We start from the raw sequence: 15,037 nt of genomic DNA on the forward strand, positions 1-15,037 counted from the left end.
CGGCGGCCCCTCGAAAAGACTTCAGGTCTCTGGCTAAACGGGAGGCGAGGGGCTAGGCCCGCAAGGCTTGGTTCCGCAGGTTTGGCCCGACGAGTCACGACACCCGATGCCGCCCTCCCCACCCCCTCCGACGCGTCTGCAGACCCTTCTGCCCGAACTCGGCCGGCGCACGCTGGTCATGGGCATCCTCAACGTCACGCCGGACTCGTTCTCGGACGGCGGCCGTTTCGAAGGAGTCGAGGCCGCGCGTGCCCAGGCTGCGGCGCTGACGGAAGCCGGCGCACACATCCTCGATATCGGCGGCGAGTCGACCCGGCCCGGCCACACGCCGGTGCCGGCGGCGGAAGAGCAGGCCCGCGTCCTGCCGGTGATCGAGGCCGTGGCGCCCGGCCTCTCCGTTCCGATCTCGATCGACACCTACAAGGCCTCCACCGCGGAAGCCGCCCTGAAGGCGGGCGCCACCCTCGTCAACGATGTCTGGGGCCTGCAGCGCGAGCCGGATATCGCCCGGGTCGCTGCCGAGCACGGCGCACCGGTCATCGTTATGCACAACCGCGAGACGATCGACGGCGCGCTCGACATCGTCGCCGACATGCTGCGCTTCTTCGAGCGCTCGCTCACCATCGCCCGCCGCGCCGGCATTCCCGACAGCGATATCGTGCTCGATCCCGGCATCGGTTTCGGCAAGACCTGGGAGCAGCATCTCGAGGCCCTGCGCCGCCTTCCCGAAATCCGGGCGCTGGGTTTCCCGCTCCTCGTCGGCGTCTCGCGCAAGAGCCTGCTCGGGCGCCTGCACGACCGCGACACGGCCCCGCGCGACCGCCTCGTCGGGTCGCTCGCCGCGCATGTGCTCGCCGGCTCGCTCGGGGCCGACATCGTGCGCGTCCACGACGTGGCGCCGCATGTCGAGGCACTGCGGGTGCTCGACGCCGTGATGCGTCCGACGACGGCTGCTGGGACCGTTCATGGCTGACCGCATCCTCGTCCACCGCCTCGCGGTCTTCGCCCGCCACGGTGTGCTGCCGGAGGAGGAGCGGCTTGGCCAGCGCTTCTACATCTCGCTCGAATGCCGACTCGACCTCGCGCCGGCCGGGCGCAGCGACGATGTCGCGGCCACCGTGAGCTACGCCGATCTCGCCGAGATCGCCCTCGACATCGCCACGAACCGGCGCTTCGCCCTGATCGAGGCCCTGGCCGAGGCGATCGCCGAGAGCTGCCTCGCGCGCTTCCCCCGGATCGAGACGATCGCGGTGCGGATCGACAAGCCGAGCGCGCCGATTCCGGCCGTGCTCGACTACGCAGCGATCGAGATCGTGCGGGGCCGCCCGACACGGGAGGGAAGATGACGCGCGCCTATCTCGGGCTCGGCAGCAATATCGGCGACAAGGCGGCGATGCTGGCCCAGGCCGTCGAGCACCTCGCCGCGGCGCCCGGCATCCGGGTCACGGCACGCTCCGCCGATTACCGCACCCCGCCCTGGGGCGACACCGATCAGGACTGGTTCTTCAACGCGGCGGTCGCCATCGACACCGATCTGACCCCGCACGGGCTGCTGGAAGTCTGCCTGTCGATCGAGGCGGCGCTCGGGCGTGTCCGCGAGCGACGCTGGGGTCCGCGGGTGATCGATATCGACGTGCTGGCCTACGAGGGAGCGCAGGTCTCGGACGAGCGCTTGGTCCTGCCTCATCGCTTCGTGCGCGAGCGGGCCTTCGTGCTGGCGCCGCTCGCCGAGATCGCACCAGACCTCGTCATCGGTGGCGAGACGGTGGCGCAGGCGCTGTCCAAGCTCGACCAAACGGGAATCGAGCGGGCCGAATAAGAAAGGCCCGAACCGCGGTTCGGGCCTTCGTCGCGTTTCCGGTTTATCGCTTCGGATTCCGCCGGACTCCGTCGTCGCTTCGGCTTCATCTCGCAATGACGAGAGCCCTTGAAGCGATGAGCCGAACGCCGGATTACTCCTCCGCCGCACCGAGAGGCTTGTTCTCCTCCTCGGCCAGCAGCGGCACGTCGTATTCCCGCAGGACCTTCTCGATATCGGCCTTGCGCTTGCGCAGGACGGTGTTGAGGCTGCGCTTCCAGTCGTTCTCGCCTTGGCGCACGCCCATCGAGACGCGGAAGGTCAGCGGCGGTCGTCCCGGCTCATTGAGCAGCGGCACGACGTCCATCGGCACTCCGCTCTGCTTGGCCAGCCATCCCGCGGCCGGCCCCCAGAGCACCGCCACATCGATCTTCTTCTCGGCGAGATCGGCGATCACCTCCGCCGCGACCGTTTGATGCTTGCGTTCGGCCCCGAAGGCGTAGGGCGCGTAGGCGTGGATCCGCTCGCCGACGAGCTTCAACTCGCTCAGACGATTGGACGGTGGCGTGCCGGCGATGATGCCGATCTGCCGCTCCTTCAGCCGGGGATCGTCGAGGCTTTTGATGTCCGGCAATTCACCCCGGCGCGCGATCAGGACATACGCGGACCGGTAGTAAGGATTGGTCGGCTGGACGATCTCGCCGCCCGACGTGCCGATGATCAGGTCGCACAGGCCGGTGCCGAGGGTATTGCGGACGAAGCCGGGTCCCTGGGTGAGCCAGTAGTAGCGCAGCTTCACCTTCAGTTCGTCGGCGACGATCTGAGCGATCTTGTTCTCGAAGCCGCCGCCCTTGCGCTCGGAGAAGGGCATGTTGCCGGGGTCGCTGCAGACGCGCAGGACATCCGGCGTGACCAGATCCGGTAGGTGCTGTGCATGGGCGGGCCGCGCCCCTGCCGAAAGCAGGAGCGCGGCGGCCGCGATCGAAACGAAGGGGCTCGAGCGGGTCATCAACCGCCGAGGCACTCCTTCTCGGCCGTCTTGGCGGCCTCGGGCTTGTCTTCCTTCTCGCCCGGACGCGCACGGCCCCAGGCACCGGAGGCGCGGGCGCGCAGGTACACGTAGAGGTCGTTGGCGTAGCACATGACGTTCTTGTTATCGCCGAAGGCCGGCATGACGCTCTCGTTGCCCGCCGTGTGGTTCTGACGGCCGCCGGCGAGGATGCCGTAGAACTCCTCGTAGGAGAGGCGCTTCAGCGAATCCTTCAGGGCGGGGGCGTAGGTCGAGCCCATGCCGTCCGGACCGTGGCAGACGTGGCACTCGGCGTGATACCGGCGGTACCCGGAATAGGTGTACCAATCGACCTTCTTGCCATCGTTGGTGATGTGGAAGGTCGGGTGTCCGTCCTTGTCGAGGTACTTGCCGTCCTCTTCCTTCACCGCCGTAGCGGCCTTGAGGACCGGCTCATCGAGCTCCTTGGCGTTCGGATCGAGCTTGTTGGTGAGGTCGGACTTGGCGTCCTGGGCGAGGGCGACGGTGGCGGCCGGAACCGCTCCGAGCAAGGCTGCACCGACGAGACCAAGAAGAGCGGTTCTTTTCATCGAAGACAACGACGTTTCTCCCGAGACCATCATGTTGCACCGCAACGTAACTGTGCGGCTACCAAGCAGGGCCTACAGCATAATGATATAATCATAAAGATGCCGGCGCGATTTCCCGCGCCGGCATCCTTAGGCTCAGTGTCGCAAGCGACTTAGTTGTTCGGCAGAGCGAAGACCGTGAGCTGGCCACCGAGGTTGGTGTAGCTCGACAGGGCCGCGTAGCCGCCCACCGCGCCGAGGCCGGCGTTCGGGTCGGTCAGGCCGGCCGCAAGGCCGATGCCGGCCCAGCCGCCGACGCCCGAGAGCACGGCGATGTGCTGCTTGCCCTTGTGCTCGTAGGTCATCACGTTGCCGATGATGCCCGACGGGGTCTTGAACTTGTAGAGTTCCTTACCCGTCTTCGAGTCCACGGCCTTCAGGTAGCCTTCCAGCGTGCCGTAGAAGACCACGTCGCCGGCCGTGGCGAGCGCGCCGCCCCAAGCCGAGAACTGCTCGGGGTTGGACCACTTGATCTTACCCGCGATACCATCCCAGGCGATGAAGTTGCCCATGCCGCCGTGCGAGCCGGGAGCCGGGTACATCGACAGCGTCGCGCCGACATAGGGCTGGCCCGGGGTGTAGGTCACCCGGAACGGCTCGTAGTCCATGCAGACGTGGTTGGTGGGCACGTAGAACAGGTTGGTCTTGGGCGAGAAGGCCGCCGGCTGCTGGTCCTTGGTGCCGAGTGCCGCCGGGCAGATGCCCTTCGAGTTCACGTCCTCGCCGTTCTGCTCGGTCGAGTACTTCGACACGACCAGCGGACGGCCGTAGGTCTTGGAACCCTTGTCCATGTCGACCTTGGTGGCCCAGTTCACGACCGGATCGAACTTCTCGGCGACGAGCAGCTCGCCGGTGGCGCGATCGAGCGTGTAGCCGAAGCCGTTACGGTCGAAGTGCGTCAGGAGCGGGCGATCCTTGCCATCGAACTTCTGATCCGTGAGGATCATCTCGTTGATGCCGTCGTAGTCCCACTCGTCGTGCGGGGTCATCTGGTAGACCCACTTGGCCATGCCGGTGTCCGGGTTACGCGCCCAGATCGTCATGGACCACTTGTTGTCGCCCGGACGCTGCTTCGGGTTCCAGGTCGAGGGGTTGCCCGAGCCGTAGTAGAAGAGGTCGAGCTTGGGATCGTAGGAGAACCAGCCCCAGGTGCAGCCGCCGCCGGTCTTCCACTGATCGCCTTCCCAGGTCTTCAGCGAGGAGTCCTTGCCGACCGGCTTGCCGAGATGGGTCGTCTTCTCGGGGTCCATGATCATGTCGGCGTCGGGGCCCTGCGAGTGGCCGCGCCACACCTTCTTGCCCGACTTCAGGTCGTAGGCGGTGACGTGGCAGTTCACGCCGAACTCGCCGCCGGAGATGCCGACGATGACCTTGTCCTTCACCGGGAGGACGGTGGCGGTGTTGGTCTCACCCTTGGACGGGTCGCCGTTCTTGACCGACCAGTTGACCTTGCCGGTCTTGGCGTCGAGCGACACGAGGGTGGTGTCGGCCTGGTGCAGGAGGATGGTGCCGTCGGCATAGGCCAGACCACGGTTGACCGTGTCACAGCACATCACCGGGATCACGGACGGATCCTGCTTGGGCTCGTACTTCCACACGATCTTGGCGCCCTGGTCGAGGTCCAGCGCGTAGACGATGTTCGGGAAAGGCGTGTGGACGTACATGATGTTGCCGACGACGAGCGGGGAGCCCTCGTGGCCGCGCAGCACGCCGGTCGAGAAGGTCCAGGCAACCTGGAGGTTCTTGACGTTGTTGGCGTTGATCTGGTCGAGCTTGGAATAGCGGGTGTTGGCGTAATCGACGGTCTGAAGAACCTGCTCCGCCGGGTTGGCGATGCCCTTCATGACGCTTTCGTTGGCCAGGGCCGGGCTCGCAGCAGCGAGACCCGCACCGAGGGCGAGAAGATGTACCGCTCTCATGGATTCCTCCGACAGGTCTTATCGGCCGACGAACAGCAGCCCGCTGCTCGCCCTGGATTGACCTGCTGTTTGCGACAGGGATGGTATTCGCTCCGGCAGCTCGTGATGGCCGCTCGGTATTCAGGATAATCCTGTTTTCCCGGCAGCTTACGCGGCTGGTTCCGCATCCCTTAGCGGCCCCCTCAAACCGAAGCTTGAACGAACTCTAAGAAAATTTCCGGCGCCGTCAACTCGATTTCGCGCGTCGAATGTCGCAGACGACACAGCCTTTATCAGGGAATTTTCTCGATAAAGCGTGTTTTTTGCGGTGCAAAATTTGATATGCAGCGCACACGTCTCAACTTTGCTTTGACATTACAAGGATCCGGATCGGGCGCTGGAATGCGCGAGGCGCATGGACCAGCGGTATTTTCCCATTCGGCATGCGATTAAGGCACTTTAATTCCTGCTGACCGCACGATCCTGGGCGGCGAACGGTGCCGCACTGCAAAAAGGCGCGCGCACGAAAGCGGTTTGAACGGTGCGCCACGGCAGCCCAGAACCCGTGCGGCAGCCGGGAAAATTTTGCACCGGACCGTGCCGCTTATCCTTAAGAGACAGCGGCCCCGATCGCGCGGAGCCGGCGCAATGAGAGCGCAAGGGCCGCTCCGGGGGCCTGAGGCGAGTCGGATCGTCGGCGCGCCGCCGCCTTGGACCTGCTCCTACGATGCGACGATGCCGGGAAAGCGGGCGGCCATGCCGCGACGGGTTTCATCAGCCCAGGCGCGGTCGCGCTCTGGACGCGGTCGGTCGAGGGGCAGGCTCGCCAGGAGATGGGCCGGCCGGGGTGAGACCAGCAGGAGCCGGTCCGCGATCTCAATAGCCTCGGCGACGTTGTGCGTGACCATCAAGACGCTCGTACCGGAGCGGCCCACCGCGGCGACCACCAGGGCGCGCAGGGACGACGCGGCCGCGTCGTCGAGCGAGACGAAGGGCTCGTCGAGAACAAGGATGCGCGGCTCCAGCGCGAGCGCCCGCGCCAGCGCCACCCGGCGCTGCATTCCGAGCGACAGCGCGCCGGGATAGTGGGCGCGCCAGGGCGTGAGCCCGAGCGATTCGAACAGATCGTCGAGGTCGCGCGCCCGGCGCTCACGGGGCAGGCCGAGCCGGACATTCTGCTCGATGGTGCGCCAGGGCAGCAGCCGCGGGTCCTGAAACACCATGGCCATGCCGGCCCGGGACGGCTCGGGCGTCACGCTGCCCTCGAAGTCGCAGTCGAGGCCGAGCAGGATGCGCAAGGTGGTGGTCTTGCCCGCCCCCGAGGGACCGATGAGGCAGGTGATCTCGCCGGCATGAAGCTCGAAGGCGAGGCCGCGCACCGCCTCCACGGCCTCGGTGCGGGCCTTGCGGTAGACCTTGCGGTCCACGCGCACCGTCAGGAGCGGCACGGGTCCGCCGCCGGTCGCGCCCGTCGCCTCAACGCCAGCGGCGGACATGGGCATCGAGGGGCTGGAGGAGAAGGGCGTCGATGGCGAGCATCACGCTCATGAAGACGAGGCTGTAGCCGATCACCGCGGTGACGTCGAAGAGGGTGAAGTAGTAGTTGATGGCAAAACCCACGCCGTTCGGGCGCCCGAGCAGCTCAACCACCAGCACGATCTTCCAGGCGAGCGAGATGCCGGAACGCGCCGCCGCCACCATGAAGGGCTGGAGCTGCGGCAGCAGCACGTGGGCGATCCAGGTGCGCCGGTCGAAGCGATAGGTCGTCGCCATCTCCTCCAGGCCCGGATCGAGGCCGCGGGCGCCCTCGCGCATAATAACGGCGACGTTGGGCAGCTTGTTGAGCGCCACCGCGACAATGGCCGCGGTCTCGGTGAGCCCGAGCCAGACATAGGCCAGCACCGTGATGACGAGGGCCGGCGTGTTGAGGACGACGAGGAGCGGCGTATCGAGCAGCCGGTCGGCGAGCCGTGAGCGGCCGAGCGCGATGCCGAGCAGCACGCCGAGGCTCATGGCGATCACGAAGGAGACGCCGACACGGGCAAGCGTGACGCCGACATTGAAGAGAAGGCTTCCGGTCTCCGCCTCCCGCAGGACGAAGGCCAGCACCGCGCTCGGCGTCGGCAGGGTCCGCGTGTCGGCGTAGACGGAGACGCCCTGCCAGAGTGCGAGGAGGACGCCGAGGGAGAGAAGGCGCGCGAGCAGGGCCATGCGCAGGGTCAATGGACCGGGGCCGGAGCCGTCATCGCCGCGATGATCGCCGAAATGATCGCCAAGACGTCAGCCGTTGCCCGCGGCATCGAGATAGAGGTTCGGCGGCAGTGTCTTGCCGACGCCGAGGAGCTGCGCGCCCGCGAGCCGGTCCAGCGCCGCGTAGATGCGTTCGCCGTCCGCGCGCTCGGCGGCGATCGGCCGGCGCGGGATGCCGGCGAGGAAGTCGCGCTTGAGCGCTGCGAAGGTGGCGTCGTCCTCGGCCGCCATCAGCGGGCGGACCGTTTCCCAAAGGGCCGGCTCGTTGGCCAGCGCGTCCTTGGCGGCGGCCGAGGCGCGGGCGAATCCCCGCACCACCTCGCCCCGGTCGGCCACGGTCTGGCCCTCGTAGAGATAGCCGATCAGCGAGACGGCGCCCTTGGCGCCGAAGGCGCGCATCATGTCGTCGGCCGAGATCAGCCGCTTGAAGCCCTTGGCTTCGAGGCGGGCGCAGAACTGCCAGTAGAGCAGGGCCGCGTCGAGTTCGCCGCTCTCCAGCTTCTGCGCCAGGAGCGGCGGCGCGCCGTAGGCGACCTGCGCGGCGGTGGCGAGGTCGAGTCCCGCGGTTTCCTGCGCCTGCGCCTTCAGCAGGATCCAGTTCTTGTCGAGCGCCCCGCCGGCCACGCCGAGCCGCCGGCCCGACAGGCCCTTCAGATCGGTGATCGGGCTGCCGGCCGGGACCATCAGCGCCCCTTCCGTGGTCGAGTAGGGCGAGAAGCGCACGCCGCGCCCCTCGTTGCCGAGGCGGGCCGCAAAAATCAGGTCACCGACGATCGCGTCCACCTGGCCGCCGAGGAAGGCGATGCGGGCGGCGTCGTTGCCGGCGAGCTTGACGATGTCGAGGGTGAAGCCGTTGGCCGCGTCGAGGCCGCGCGCCTTGATGACGGCCGCCTCCCAGGAGGCGGTGCCGAAGGGCAGCACGCCGAGTCGGAACGTCTCGCCCGCCGCCCGCGCACGGCGAGCCATCGGCAGCGCCGCCGCGAGCGACAGAGCCGCCGTCGCGAGCATTCCGCGCCGTGACAGCATGGGCGTCCTCATGAATTCTCGGTCAGAGCATCCCGGCCCTTGGAAGGCCGGAGTTTCTGTTGAATTTTTTAATAGGGACTCGCTCCCGCCCCGTCCACAGCGCGCCCGAGCGTTTCCGCTGCGACATGCGGGCTTTCGCGCTTCACGGTCGCCGCTTGCGCCGCCGCCGGTCCCGAAGCACGTTTTCGCCGTATCCGATGGGAGAATGATTATGACGCAAACACGTGAAGGCGTCCTCGACGACGCGACGGTCGAACGCCGGCTCAAGGACGAGTTGCCGGAATGGCGGCTGGAGGACGGCTGGATCCGGCGGACCTACAAGACCGCCTCGTGGAAGAGCACGTTGATGGTCATCAACACGGTGGGCCATCTGGCCGAAGCCGCGTGGCACCATCCGGACCTCACCGCCTCTTACGCCTGGGTCGAGGTCCGGCTGATGAACCACGCTGCCAAGGGCATCACCGACAAGGACTTTGCGCTGGCGAAGAAGATCGAGGAGGTCGTAACTTGGCAGCCGGGCGCGGAAGGCGGCGCCTTGGAGGGCACGCCGACCGATCCGCGCTTCGCCTACATCAAGTACGACAAATAATACTGTCTCCGATGGATCGCTTCGGTGCCGCCTCCCGTCATTCTGGGTTTGCTCGTCAGCGCCCCGGAATGACGGTGGTGGCGTCCGGACCGAAGCGATCCGCCGGCCGCGGGATCAGGCCACGCCGTACTGCCGGAACCAGTCCTGCAACCGCCGCCAGCCGTCCTGCGCCGGCTCGGCGCGGTAGCTTGGGCGGTAATCGGCGTGGAAGGCGTGCGGCGCGTCCGGGTAGACTACGAAGTCGCAGGTCTTGCCCGCGGCCCGGCAGGCCTCCTTCATCCGGTCGATCGTGGCGACGGGGATGCCCTGGTCGGCCCCGCCGTAGAGGCCGAGCACCGGCGCCTTGAGGTCCGCGGCGACATCGACCGGATGCTTCGGCATCAGGTCCGAGGCGTCGCCGACGAGGCGCCCGTACCAAGCAACGCCCGCCTTCACGCCGGGATTGTGCCCGGCGTAGAGCCAGGTGATGCGCCCGCCCCAGCAGAAGCCGGTGATGCCCAGGCGGGCCGTGTCGGCCTTGCCCGTTCCCTTGGCATAGGCGACCGCCGCGTCGAGGTCGCGCATCACCTGCGCGTCGGGCACCTTGGAGACGACCTCGCTGACGATCTGCTGGATGTTCGTCAGCCGCGAGACGTCGCCTTGCCGGGCGTAGAGCTCGGGCGCCAGGGCGAAGTAGCCGAGCTTGGCCAGCCGGCGGCACACATCCTTGATGTGCTCGTGAACGCCGAAGATCTCCTGGATGACCAGGATCGTCGGAAAGGGTCCGCCCTCGGCGGGCATTGCCCGATAGGCCGGTAACTCGCCGTCCTGGGTCGGGATCTTCACCTCGCCAGCACTCAGCCCGTTCGTGTCCGTGGTGATCGTGGTCTGGGCCGCAACGGGCTGCACCGCGAGCGCGAAGCCGGTGGCGAGGCTCGTGGCGATCACGGTGCGGCGTGAGAGGGTCGTCTGCGCCGCGAGGCTGCGAAGGTCGGCATCGAACGCGGTCATGCGCGCCTCTCGAAGGATGGATCGATCGGGCAGGCCGGAGCCCGGCGGCAGGCATAGAGTGCCTCACAACACTCCCGCTCACTGACCGTTCTCGCTTTGGCGAGGACAGCGCAGCGGGAGTTTCGTGAGAGACACTTAGTGGCGGATCGGCAAATGGCGACGGTCGCGCCGGAGCGGTGTCGGCTTTCACCGGGGCAGCGCCCGATGCGTCGGCTTCCGAACCCAACCGGCCGTTCGGGCGGCATCCCGGCCTGACGCGGGATCATGCCATGGTCCCGGCCGGTTGCTCGCTCAGGCTCCCCTTGAGACCGGTGATGATGCGAAGCCAAGACGAGCGGAACGCCTCCGCCGCACGGACGACTTTCCCGCCGCCTCAGCCCGACGGACTGGCGCCTGCGCTCGTGCGCAACATCCGAGCGCTGCAGGAGCGCCGGAACGCGGCGGAGCGCGAGGCCTCCCTGCAGGATCGCGTGGCGGAGACGATCACGCGGTTCACCGGCAGCATGGCATTCGTGGCGCTGCACGTCGTGCTCTTCGGCTTCTGGACACTCGTGAACACGGGTCTGCTGCCGATCCTGCCGAAATGGGACGCGTCCTTCGTGATCCTCGGCACTTCAGCCTCCGTCGAGGCGATCTTCCTCTCGACCTTCGTGCTGATCAGCCAGAACCGGATGGCCGCGGCGGCCGACAAGCGGGCAGACCTCGATCTCCATATCGGCCTTCTGGCCGAGCACGAGGTGACGAAGCTCGTCGCGATGGTCTCGGCCATCACCGATCGGATGGGGATCGAGACGAGGGCCGATCCGGAGGTCGGCGAACTCAGCCAGGATGTGGCGCCCGACGCCGTCCTCGACGAGATCGAGCGCAACGGCCAAGCGTGACCTCCGGCAGCCCTCAAAAGAAAGGCCGGGCGAACCCGGCCTCTCTCACGTCGGCTTGCGAAAAAGCTTACTTGCCGCCCATCGCGTCGGCCTTCTGGATCAGCGCCTCGGCCATGCGGATCGAGGCGATGTCGATGAGGCGGCCGTCGAGCGAGACGGCGCCGCGGCCGGCCTTGGCGGCCTCTTCCATGGCTTCGAGAATGCGGCGGGCCTTGGTGACCTCGGCCTCGGAGGGGGTGAACACCTCGTTGGCGAGATCGATCTGCGAGGGGTGGATCGCCCACTTGCCCTCGAAGCCGAGCGCGGCGCAGCGGCGGGCCGCCGACTTGTAGCCGTCCGGATCGGAGAAGTCGCCGAAGGGACCGTCGATCGGGCGCAGGCCGTAGGCGCGGCAGGCCACCAGCATGCGGTTCTGGGCGAACAGCCACGGATCCTGCCAGTGGGTCTGGCGGTTGCCGGCCTCGTCCTTGTCGGTGAGCACCGAGTAGTCGGGGTTCACGCCGCCGATCACGGTAGAGCGGGCGCGGGTCGAGGCGGCGTAGTCGGCCACACCGAAGGACATCGCCTCGAGGCGCTTGGAAGAGGTGGCGATCGCCTCGACATTGGCCATACCGAGGGCGGTCTCGATCAGGATCTCGAAGCCGATCTTCTTCTCGCGCTTCTTGGCCTGTTCGATCTGCGTCACCAGCACGTCGATAGCGTAGACGTCGGCCGGCACGCCGACCTTGGGGATCAGGATCATGTCGAGGCGCGGGCAGGCCTCCACGATGTCGACGACGTCGCGGTACATGTAGTGGGTGTCGAGACCGTTGATGCGGATCATCATGGTCTTGTTGCCCCAATCCAGGTCGTTCAGCGCCTGGATGATGTTGGTGCGCGCCTTCTCCTTGTCGTCGGGCGCCACCGCGTCCTCGAGGTCGAGGAAGATCACGTCGGCGTTCGAGGCGGCCGACTTCTCCATGAAGGTCGGGTTCGAGCCGGGAACCGCGAGTTCCGAGCGGTGCAGGCGGGGCGTCGCCTGCTGAATCAGGGTGAAGCTCATCGGGAGTCCTCCGTTCTTTGAGACCGTCGTGTCGTGGGCGCGGTCACCCGCTTACTCGCATGCCGCGCTTCTATCTCGCGCGCCCGAACCGGCCGTCCAGCCTGACCCGGAACACGTGACCGAGATTGTATGCATTATCCAGTCGCGCCGAAGCCGACGGCAATGCAGTTGATGGAGAGCAGCAGCGCGGACTTCACCGCCTCGCGCTTGTCCTCGTCGGGCTCGCTGCGGAAGCGGCGCAGCAGCTCGACCTGCTCGCGGCTGACCTGATTGATGGTCGGCAGGCGCCCCTGCAGGCGCTCGCGGAATTGCGGAAAGCGCTGGGCGAGTTCGCGGTCGCCGGAGACCCGCAGCACCATCTCGCGGGTCAGCGCGTATTCCTGCCCGATCATGCCGAAGATGCGGGCGCGGACGGTCTCGTCCTCGACCAGACCGGCATAGTCGCGGGCAATCTCCAGATCGACCATCATCAGCGTTTTCTCGACCTCGTCGAGGACGAGGCGGAACACCCGGCAATCCCGGAACATGCGCCGGAGCAGGGCCTCGCCCTGTTCACCACGAATGTCGATGAAGCTCTTCAGCCCCGAGCCGACGCCGTACCAACCGGTGATGACGTGCCGGTTCTGCGACCACGCGAACACCCAAGGAATCGCGCGCAGATCCGAGAGCGACTTGGCACCGAAGCGGCGCGCGGGCCGCGAGCCGATGTTGAGCAGCGCGATCTCGTCGAGCGGGCTTGCCGCCTGGAAGTAGTCGACCAGACCCTCGGCCTGAAGCAAGTTGACATAGGCCGCCCGCGAGGCGCCCGAGAGCGCCTCCAGCGCGTCGTCGAGTTCGGCGCGCGAGCCGTTGCCATTGCCTTCCGAGAGCAGGGCGTGCTCGAAGACGGACGCCGCCAGCAGTTCCATCTGGTAGGCCGCCGTGCCGCGGTTGGCGTATTTGAACGAGACGACCTCGCCCTGCTCGGTGATGCGGAAGCGCCCGTTGATCGAGCCCGGCGGCTGGGCCGCGATGCCGCGATGGGTCGGCACGCCGCCGCGGCTGACCGAACCGCCGCGGCCGTGGAAGAAGGCGATCGGCACGCCGAGATGCTTGCCGAGAACGGTGAGCCGCACCTGCGCCTTGTACAGCTCCCAGTTCGAGGCGATGAAGCCGCCGTCCTTGTTGGAATCGGAATAGCCGATCATCACCTCCTGCACGCCGCCCTGCCAGCGGGTGGAGCGGCGCACCACGGGGATGCCGAGCAGCTCCTTCATGATGGCGGGCGCGGCGCGCAGGTCGTCGATGGTCTCGAACAGCGGCACGATCGGCAGCGGGCAGATCTCGGTGCCCGTCGCATCGAGGAAGATGCCCGCTTCCTTGGCCAGCAGGTAGGCGCCGAGCACGTCGACGGTCGAGCGCGTCATCGACAGGATGAAGGCGCCGAAGGCCTCGCGGTCGAGGGTGTCGCGCATCTCGCCGACGAGCGCGAAGGTGGCGAGCGTCTCGCGCGCGTCGTCGGGCAGACGGTCGGCGAAGTCCTCGAACGAGGTCTCAGGGTTTCGCGGCCGGGCGAGTTCGGTGAGCAGCCACTCCTTCCAGGCCAGCGAATCCAGCTCCGGCGGCTCGCGGTCGCCGTTGCGCAGCTTCCACAGGGCGTGCAGCGTCTTGGTGGTGCGGGTCGAGTTCTCGCGCAGGTCGAGCCGCACGGTGGAGAAGCGGAAGATCTCGACCATCCGCCGCACGGGCCGCACGATGTCGGTGGCGAGCGCGCCGCACTTGGCGTCGGCCAGCCCCTTTTCCAGCGTCCTCAGGTCGTTGATGAGCCCGTCCGCGCTCGGATAATCGGGCCCGACCGAGCGAGCGCCCTTGTTGCGGGCGATCGTCGCCTCGAGCTTGCGCAGGACGCAGGAGAGGAACTGGCGGTAGGCTTCGCCGGGATTGCGGTTGGCGATCGCCCGCGCATCGCCGGATTCGGCCAGCATGTGCGCGAGTTCGCTGCGGAAGGTCTCCGGCACCGGCAGGGAGCGCTCGGTGATCGAGAGTACCCGCCCGAGATGAATGATGCGGTCGCGGTAGCGGCGGAGCGACGCCAGCGCGTTGCGTTGGAGCGTCTCACGGGTCACGCTGGCGGTGACGTAGGGATTGCCGTCACGGTCGCCGCCGATCCAGCTTCCGAACTGGAAGAAGGGCGGCACCTCGAAGGTCTCGTCGGGATAGTACTGCGCGAGGCTCTCTTCGAGCGAGAGCAGCATCTCGGGCAGCATCTCGAACAGGGTCTCGTCGAAGAAGTGCAGGCCCCAGGCGACCTCGCGCTCGACGGTGGCCTTCTCCAAATGCAGCTCGCCGGTCATCCAGATCAGCTCGATCTGGTCGCGCAGCTCGTTCATCAGGCCGTTGCGCTCGCGCTCGGTCCAGCGCGGCAGTTCCAGTTCGCGCAGCACGAGGTAGATCCGGCGCAGCTTCTCCAGCACCGTCACGCGCTTGCCCTCGGTAGGGTGCGCAGTGATGGTCGGGCGGATGCGCAGGTCTTTCAGCAGCGTGTGGATCTGCGACGCGCCGATCCCGCGGGCGGAGGCCTCAGCCAGAACCTTGGCAAACGAGCCGTTCAGCGCCTCGCGGCCCTGGTCGCGCTCGACATGGCGGCGGCGGCGCATGGCCGCGTTCTGTTCGGCGATGGAGACGAGCTGGAACCAGATGCCCTGCACCTGGAGCGCGCGGGCCAGCATCTCCGGCGTGTAGGACGAGATGTCGGCGCGTCCGTGCAGCACGTCCTCCAGCTCGGGATCGTGGCGGCGGGCGACGTCGAGCAGGGCGTGGAACAGGATGTCGAGGGCGTCCTCGGTCGCCGTGCCGGTGATGACCGGCGGCGCGAAGGTCGAGTCGGTCGCGGCTGACGGCCGGGCGTGCAGCGTCTTGGTCATGGGATCCCCCCTGGCGAGGTTC

At 67.4% G+C, this 15,037-nt stretch carries 14 protein-coding genes; 5 read left to right on the forward strand and 9 right to left on the reverse strand.

All coding sequences use genetic code 11. The features are described 5' to 3' along the window. The first annotated feature begins 106 nt into the window (after positions 1-106). The 3 genes from folP to folK are packed head-to-tail and all read left to right on the forward strand — an operon-like array spanning position 107 to position 1,819. Positions 107-973 (forward strand): dihydropteroate synthase, encoded by an 867-nt coding sequence (gene folP / locus MFF24_RS05500; protein ID WP_238223073.1) that lies wholly within the window; start codon positions 107-109, stop codon positions 971-973. Further along, a complete protein-coding gene (gene folB / locus MFF24_RS05505; protein WP_133088154.1) occupies positions 966-1,346 on the forward strand; it encodes a dihydroneopterin aldolase in 381 nt (126 codons plus the stop codon). Before folP ends, folB begins: the two co-directional genes overlap by 8 nt. Continuing rightward, complete coding sequence (gene folK, locus MFF24_RS05510; RefSeq protein ID WP_238223074.1) at positions 1,343-1,819, forward strand: 2-amino-4-hydroxy-6-hydroxymethyldihydropteridine diphosphokinase; 477 nt, start codon at positions 1,343-1,345, stop codon at positions 1,817-1,819. The genes folB and folK overlap by 4 nt, the downstream gene beginning before the upstream one ends. Before the next feature lie 133 nt (positions 1,820-1,952). Here folK and xoxJ read toward each other — a convergent pair whose 3' ends face one another. From xoxJ to MFF24_RS05540, 6 genes are all read right to left on the reverse strand, one after another. Beyond that, entirely contained in the window at positions 1,953-2,807 is an 855-nt protein-coding gene (xoxJ, locus tag MFF24_RS05515) for a rare earth element methanol dehydrogenase accessory protein XoxJ (protein ID WP_238223075.1), read from the reverse strand. Then, positions 2,807-3,358, reverse strand: coding sequence for a methanol metabolism c-type cytochrome XoxG (gene xoxG, locus MFF24_RS05520; RefSeq protein WP_207625303.1), 552 nt, complete (start codon positions 3,356-3,358; stop codon positions 2,807-2,809). Before xoxG ends, xoxJ begins: the two co-directional genes overlap by 1 nt. Before the next feature lie 191 nt (positions 3,359-3,549). Beyond that, positions 3,550-5,355, reverse strand: coding sequence for a lanthanide-dependent methanol dehydrogenase XoxF1 (xoxF1, locus tag MFF24_RS05525; RefSeq protein ID WP_133088150.1), 1,806 nt, complete (start codon positions 5,353-5,355; stop codon positions 3,550-3,552). 701 nt (positions 5,356-6,056) lie between these two features. Continuing rightward, entirely contained in the window at positions 6,057-6,830 is a 774-nt protein-coding gene (locus tag MFF24_RS05530) for an ABC transporter ATP-binding protein (RefSeq protein ID WP_238223077.1), read from the reverse strand. Then, positions 6,811-7,545 carry an ABC transporter permease gene (locus MFF24_RS05535; protein ID WP_166059078.1) on the reverse strand — a complete coding sequence of 245 codons (735 nt, stop codon included), beginning with the start codon at positions 7,543-7,545 and terminating at the stop codon, positions 6,811-6,813. Before MFF24_RS05535 ends, MFF24_RS05530 begins: the two co-directional genes overlap by 20 nt. 69 nt (positions 7,546-7,614) lie before the next feature. Further along, positions 7,615-8,610 carry an ABC transporter substrate-binding protein gene (locus MFF24_RS05540; protein ID WP_238223079.1) on the reverse strand — a complete coding sequence of 332 codons (996 nt, stop codon included), beginning with the start codon at positions 8,608-8,610 and terminating at the stop codon, positions 7,615-7,617. Between the two features lie 211 nt (positions 8,611-8,821). On the opposite strand from MFF24_RS05540, the gene MFF24_RS05545 reads away from it, so the two are divergent. Then, positions 8,822-9,199 (forward strand): 4a-hydroxytetrahydrobiopterin dehydratase, encoded by a 378-nt coding sequence (locus MFF24_RS05545; RefSeq protein ID WP_238223082.1) that lies wholly within the window; start codon positions 8,822-8,824, stop codon positions 9,197-9,199. A gap of 114 nt (positions 9,200-9,313) precedes the next feature. Here the strand turns inward: MFF24_RS05545 and MFF24_RS05550 are convergent, their stop codons facing one another. Next, positions 9,314-10,189 carry a dienelactone hydrolase family protein gene (locus tag MFF24_RS05550; protein WP_238223084.1) on the reverse strand — a complete coding sequence of 292 codons (876 nt, stop codon included), beginning with the start codon at positions 10,187-10,189 and terminating at the stop codon, positions 9,314-9,316. A 314-nt stretch (positions 10,190-10,503) separates the two neighbouring features. On the opposite strand from MFF24_RS05550, the gene MFF24_RS05555 reads away from it, so the two are divergent. Next, positions 10,504-11,070, forward strand: a complete 567-nt coding sequence (locus MFF24_RS05555) for a DUF1003 domain-containing protein (protein WP_238223086.1) — start codon at positions 10,504-10,506, stop codon at positions 11,068-11,070. A 67-nt stretch (positions 11,071-11,137) separates the two neighbouring features. On the opposite strand, the gene MFF24_RS05560 is transcribed toward MFF24_RS05555, so the two are convergent. Then, positions 11,138-12,112, reverse strand: a complete 975-nt coding sequence (locus MFF24_RS05560) for an HpcH/HpaI aldolase/citrate lyase family protein (protein WP_108939804.1) — start codon at positions 12,110-12,112, stop codon at positions 11,138-11,140. 134 nt (positions 12,113-12,246) lie between these two features. Beyond that, positions 12,247-15,015 carry a phosphoenolpyruvate carboxylase gene (locus MFF24_RS05565; RefSeq protein ID WP_238223088.1) on the reverse strand — a complete coding sequence of 923 codons (2,769 nt, stop codon included), beginning with the start codon at positions 15,013-15,015 and terminating at the stop codon, positions 12,247-12,249. Positions 15,016-15,037 lie beyond the last annotated feature (22 nt).

This window comes from Methylorubrum aminovorans (assembly GCF_022179725.1).
In the GTDB taxonomy this organism is placed as follows: domain Bacteria; phylum Pseudomonadota; class Alphaproteobacteria; order Rhizobiales; family Beijerinckiaceae; genus Methylobacterium; species Methylobacterium aminovorans.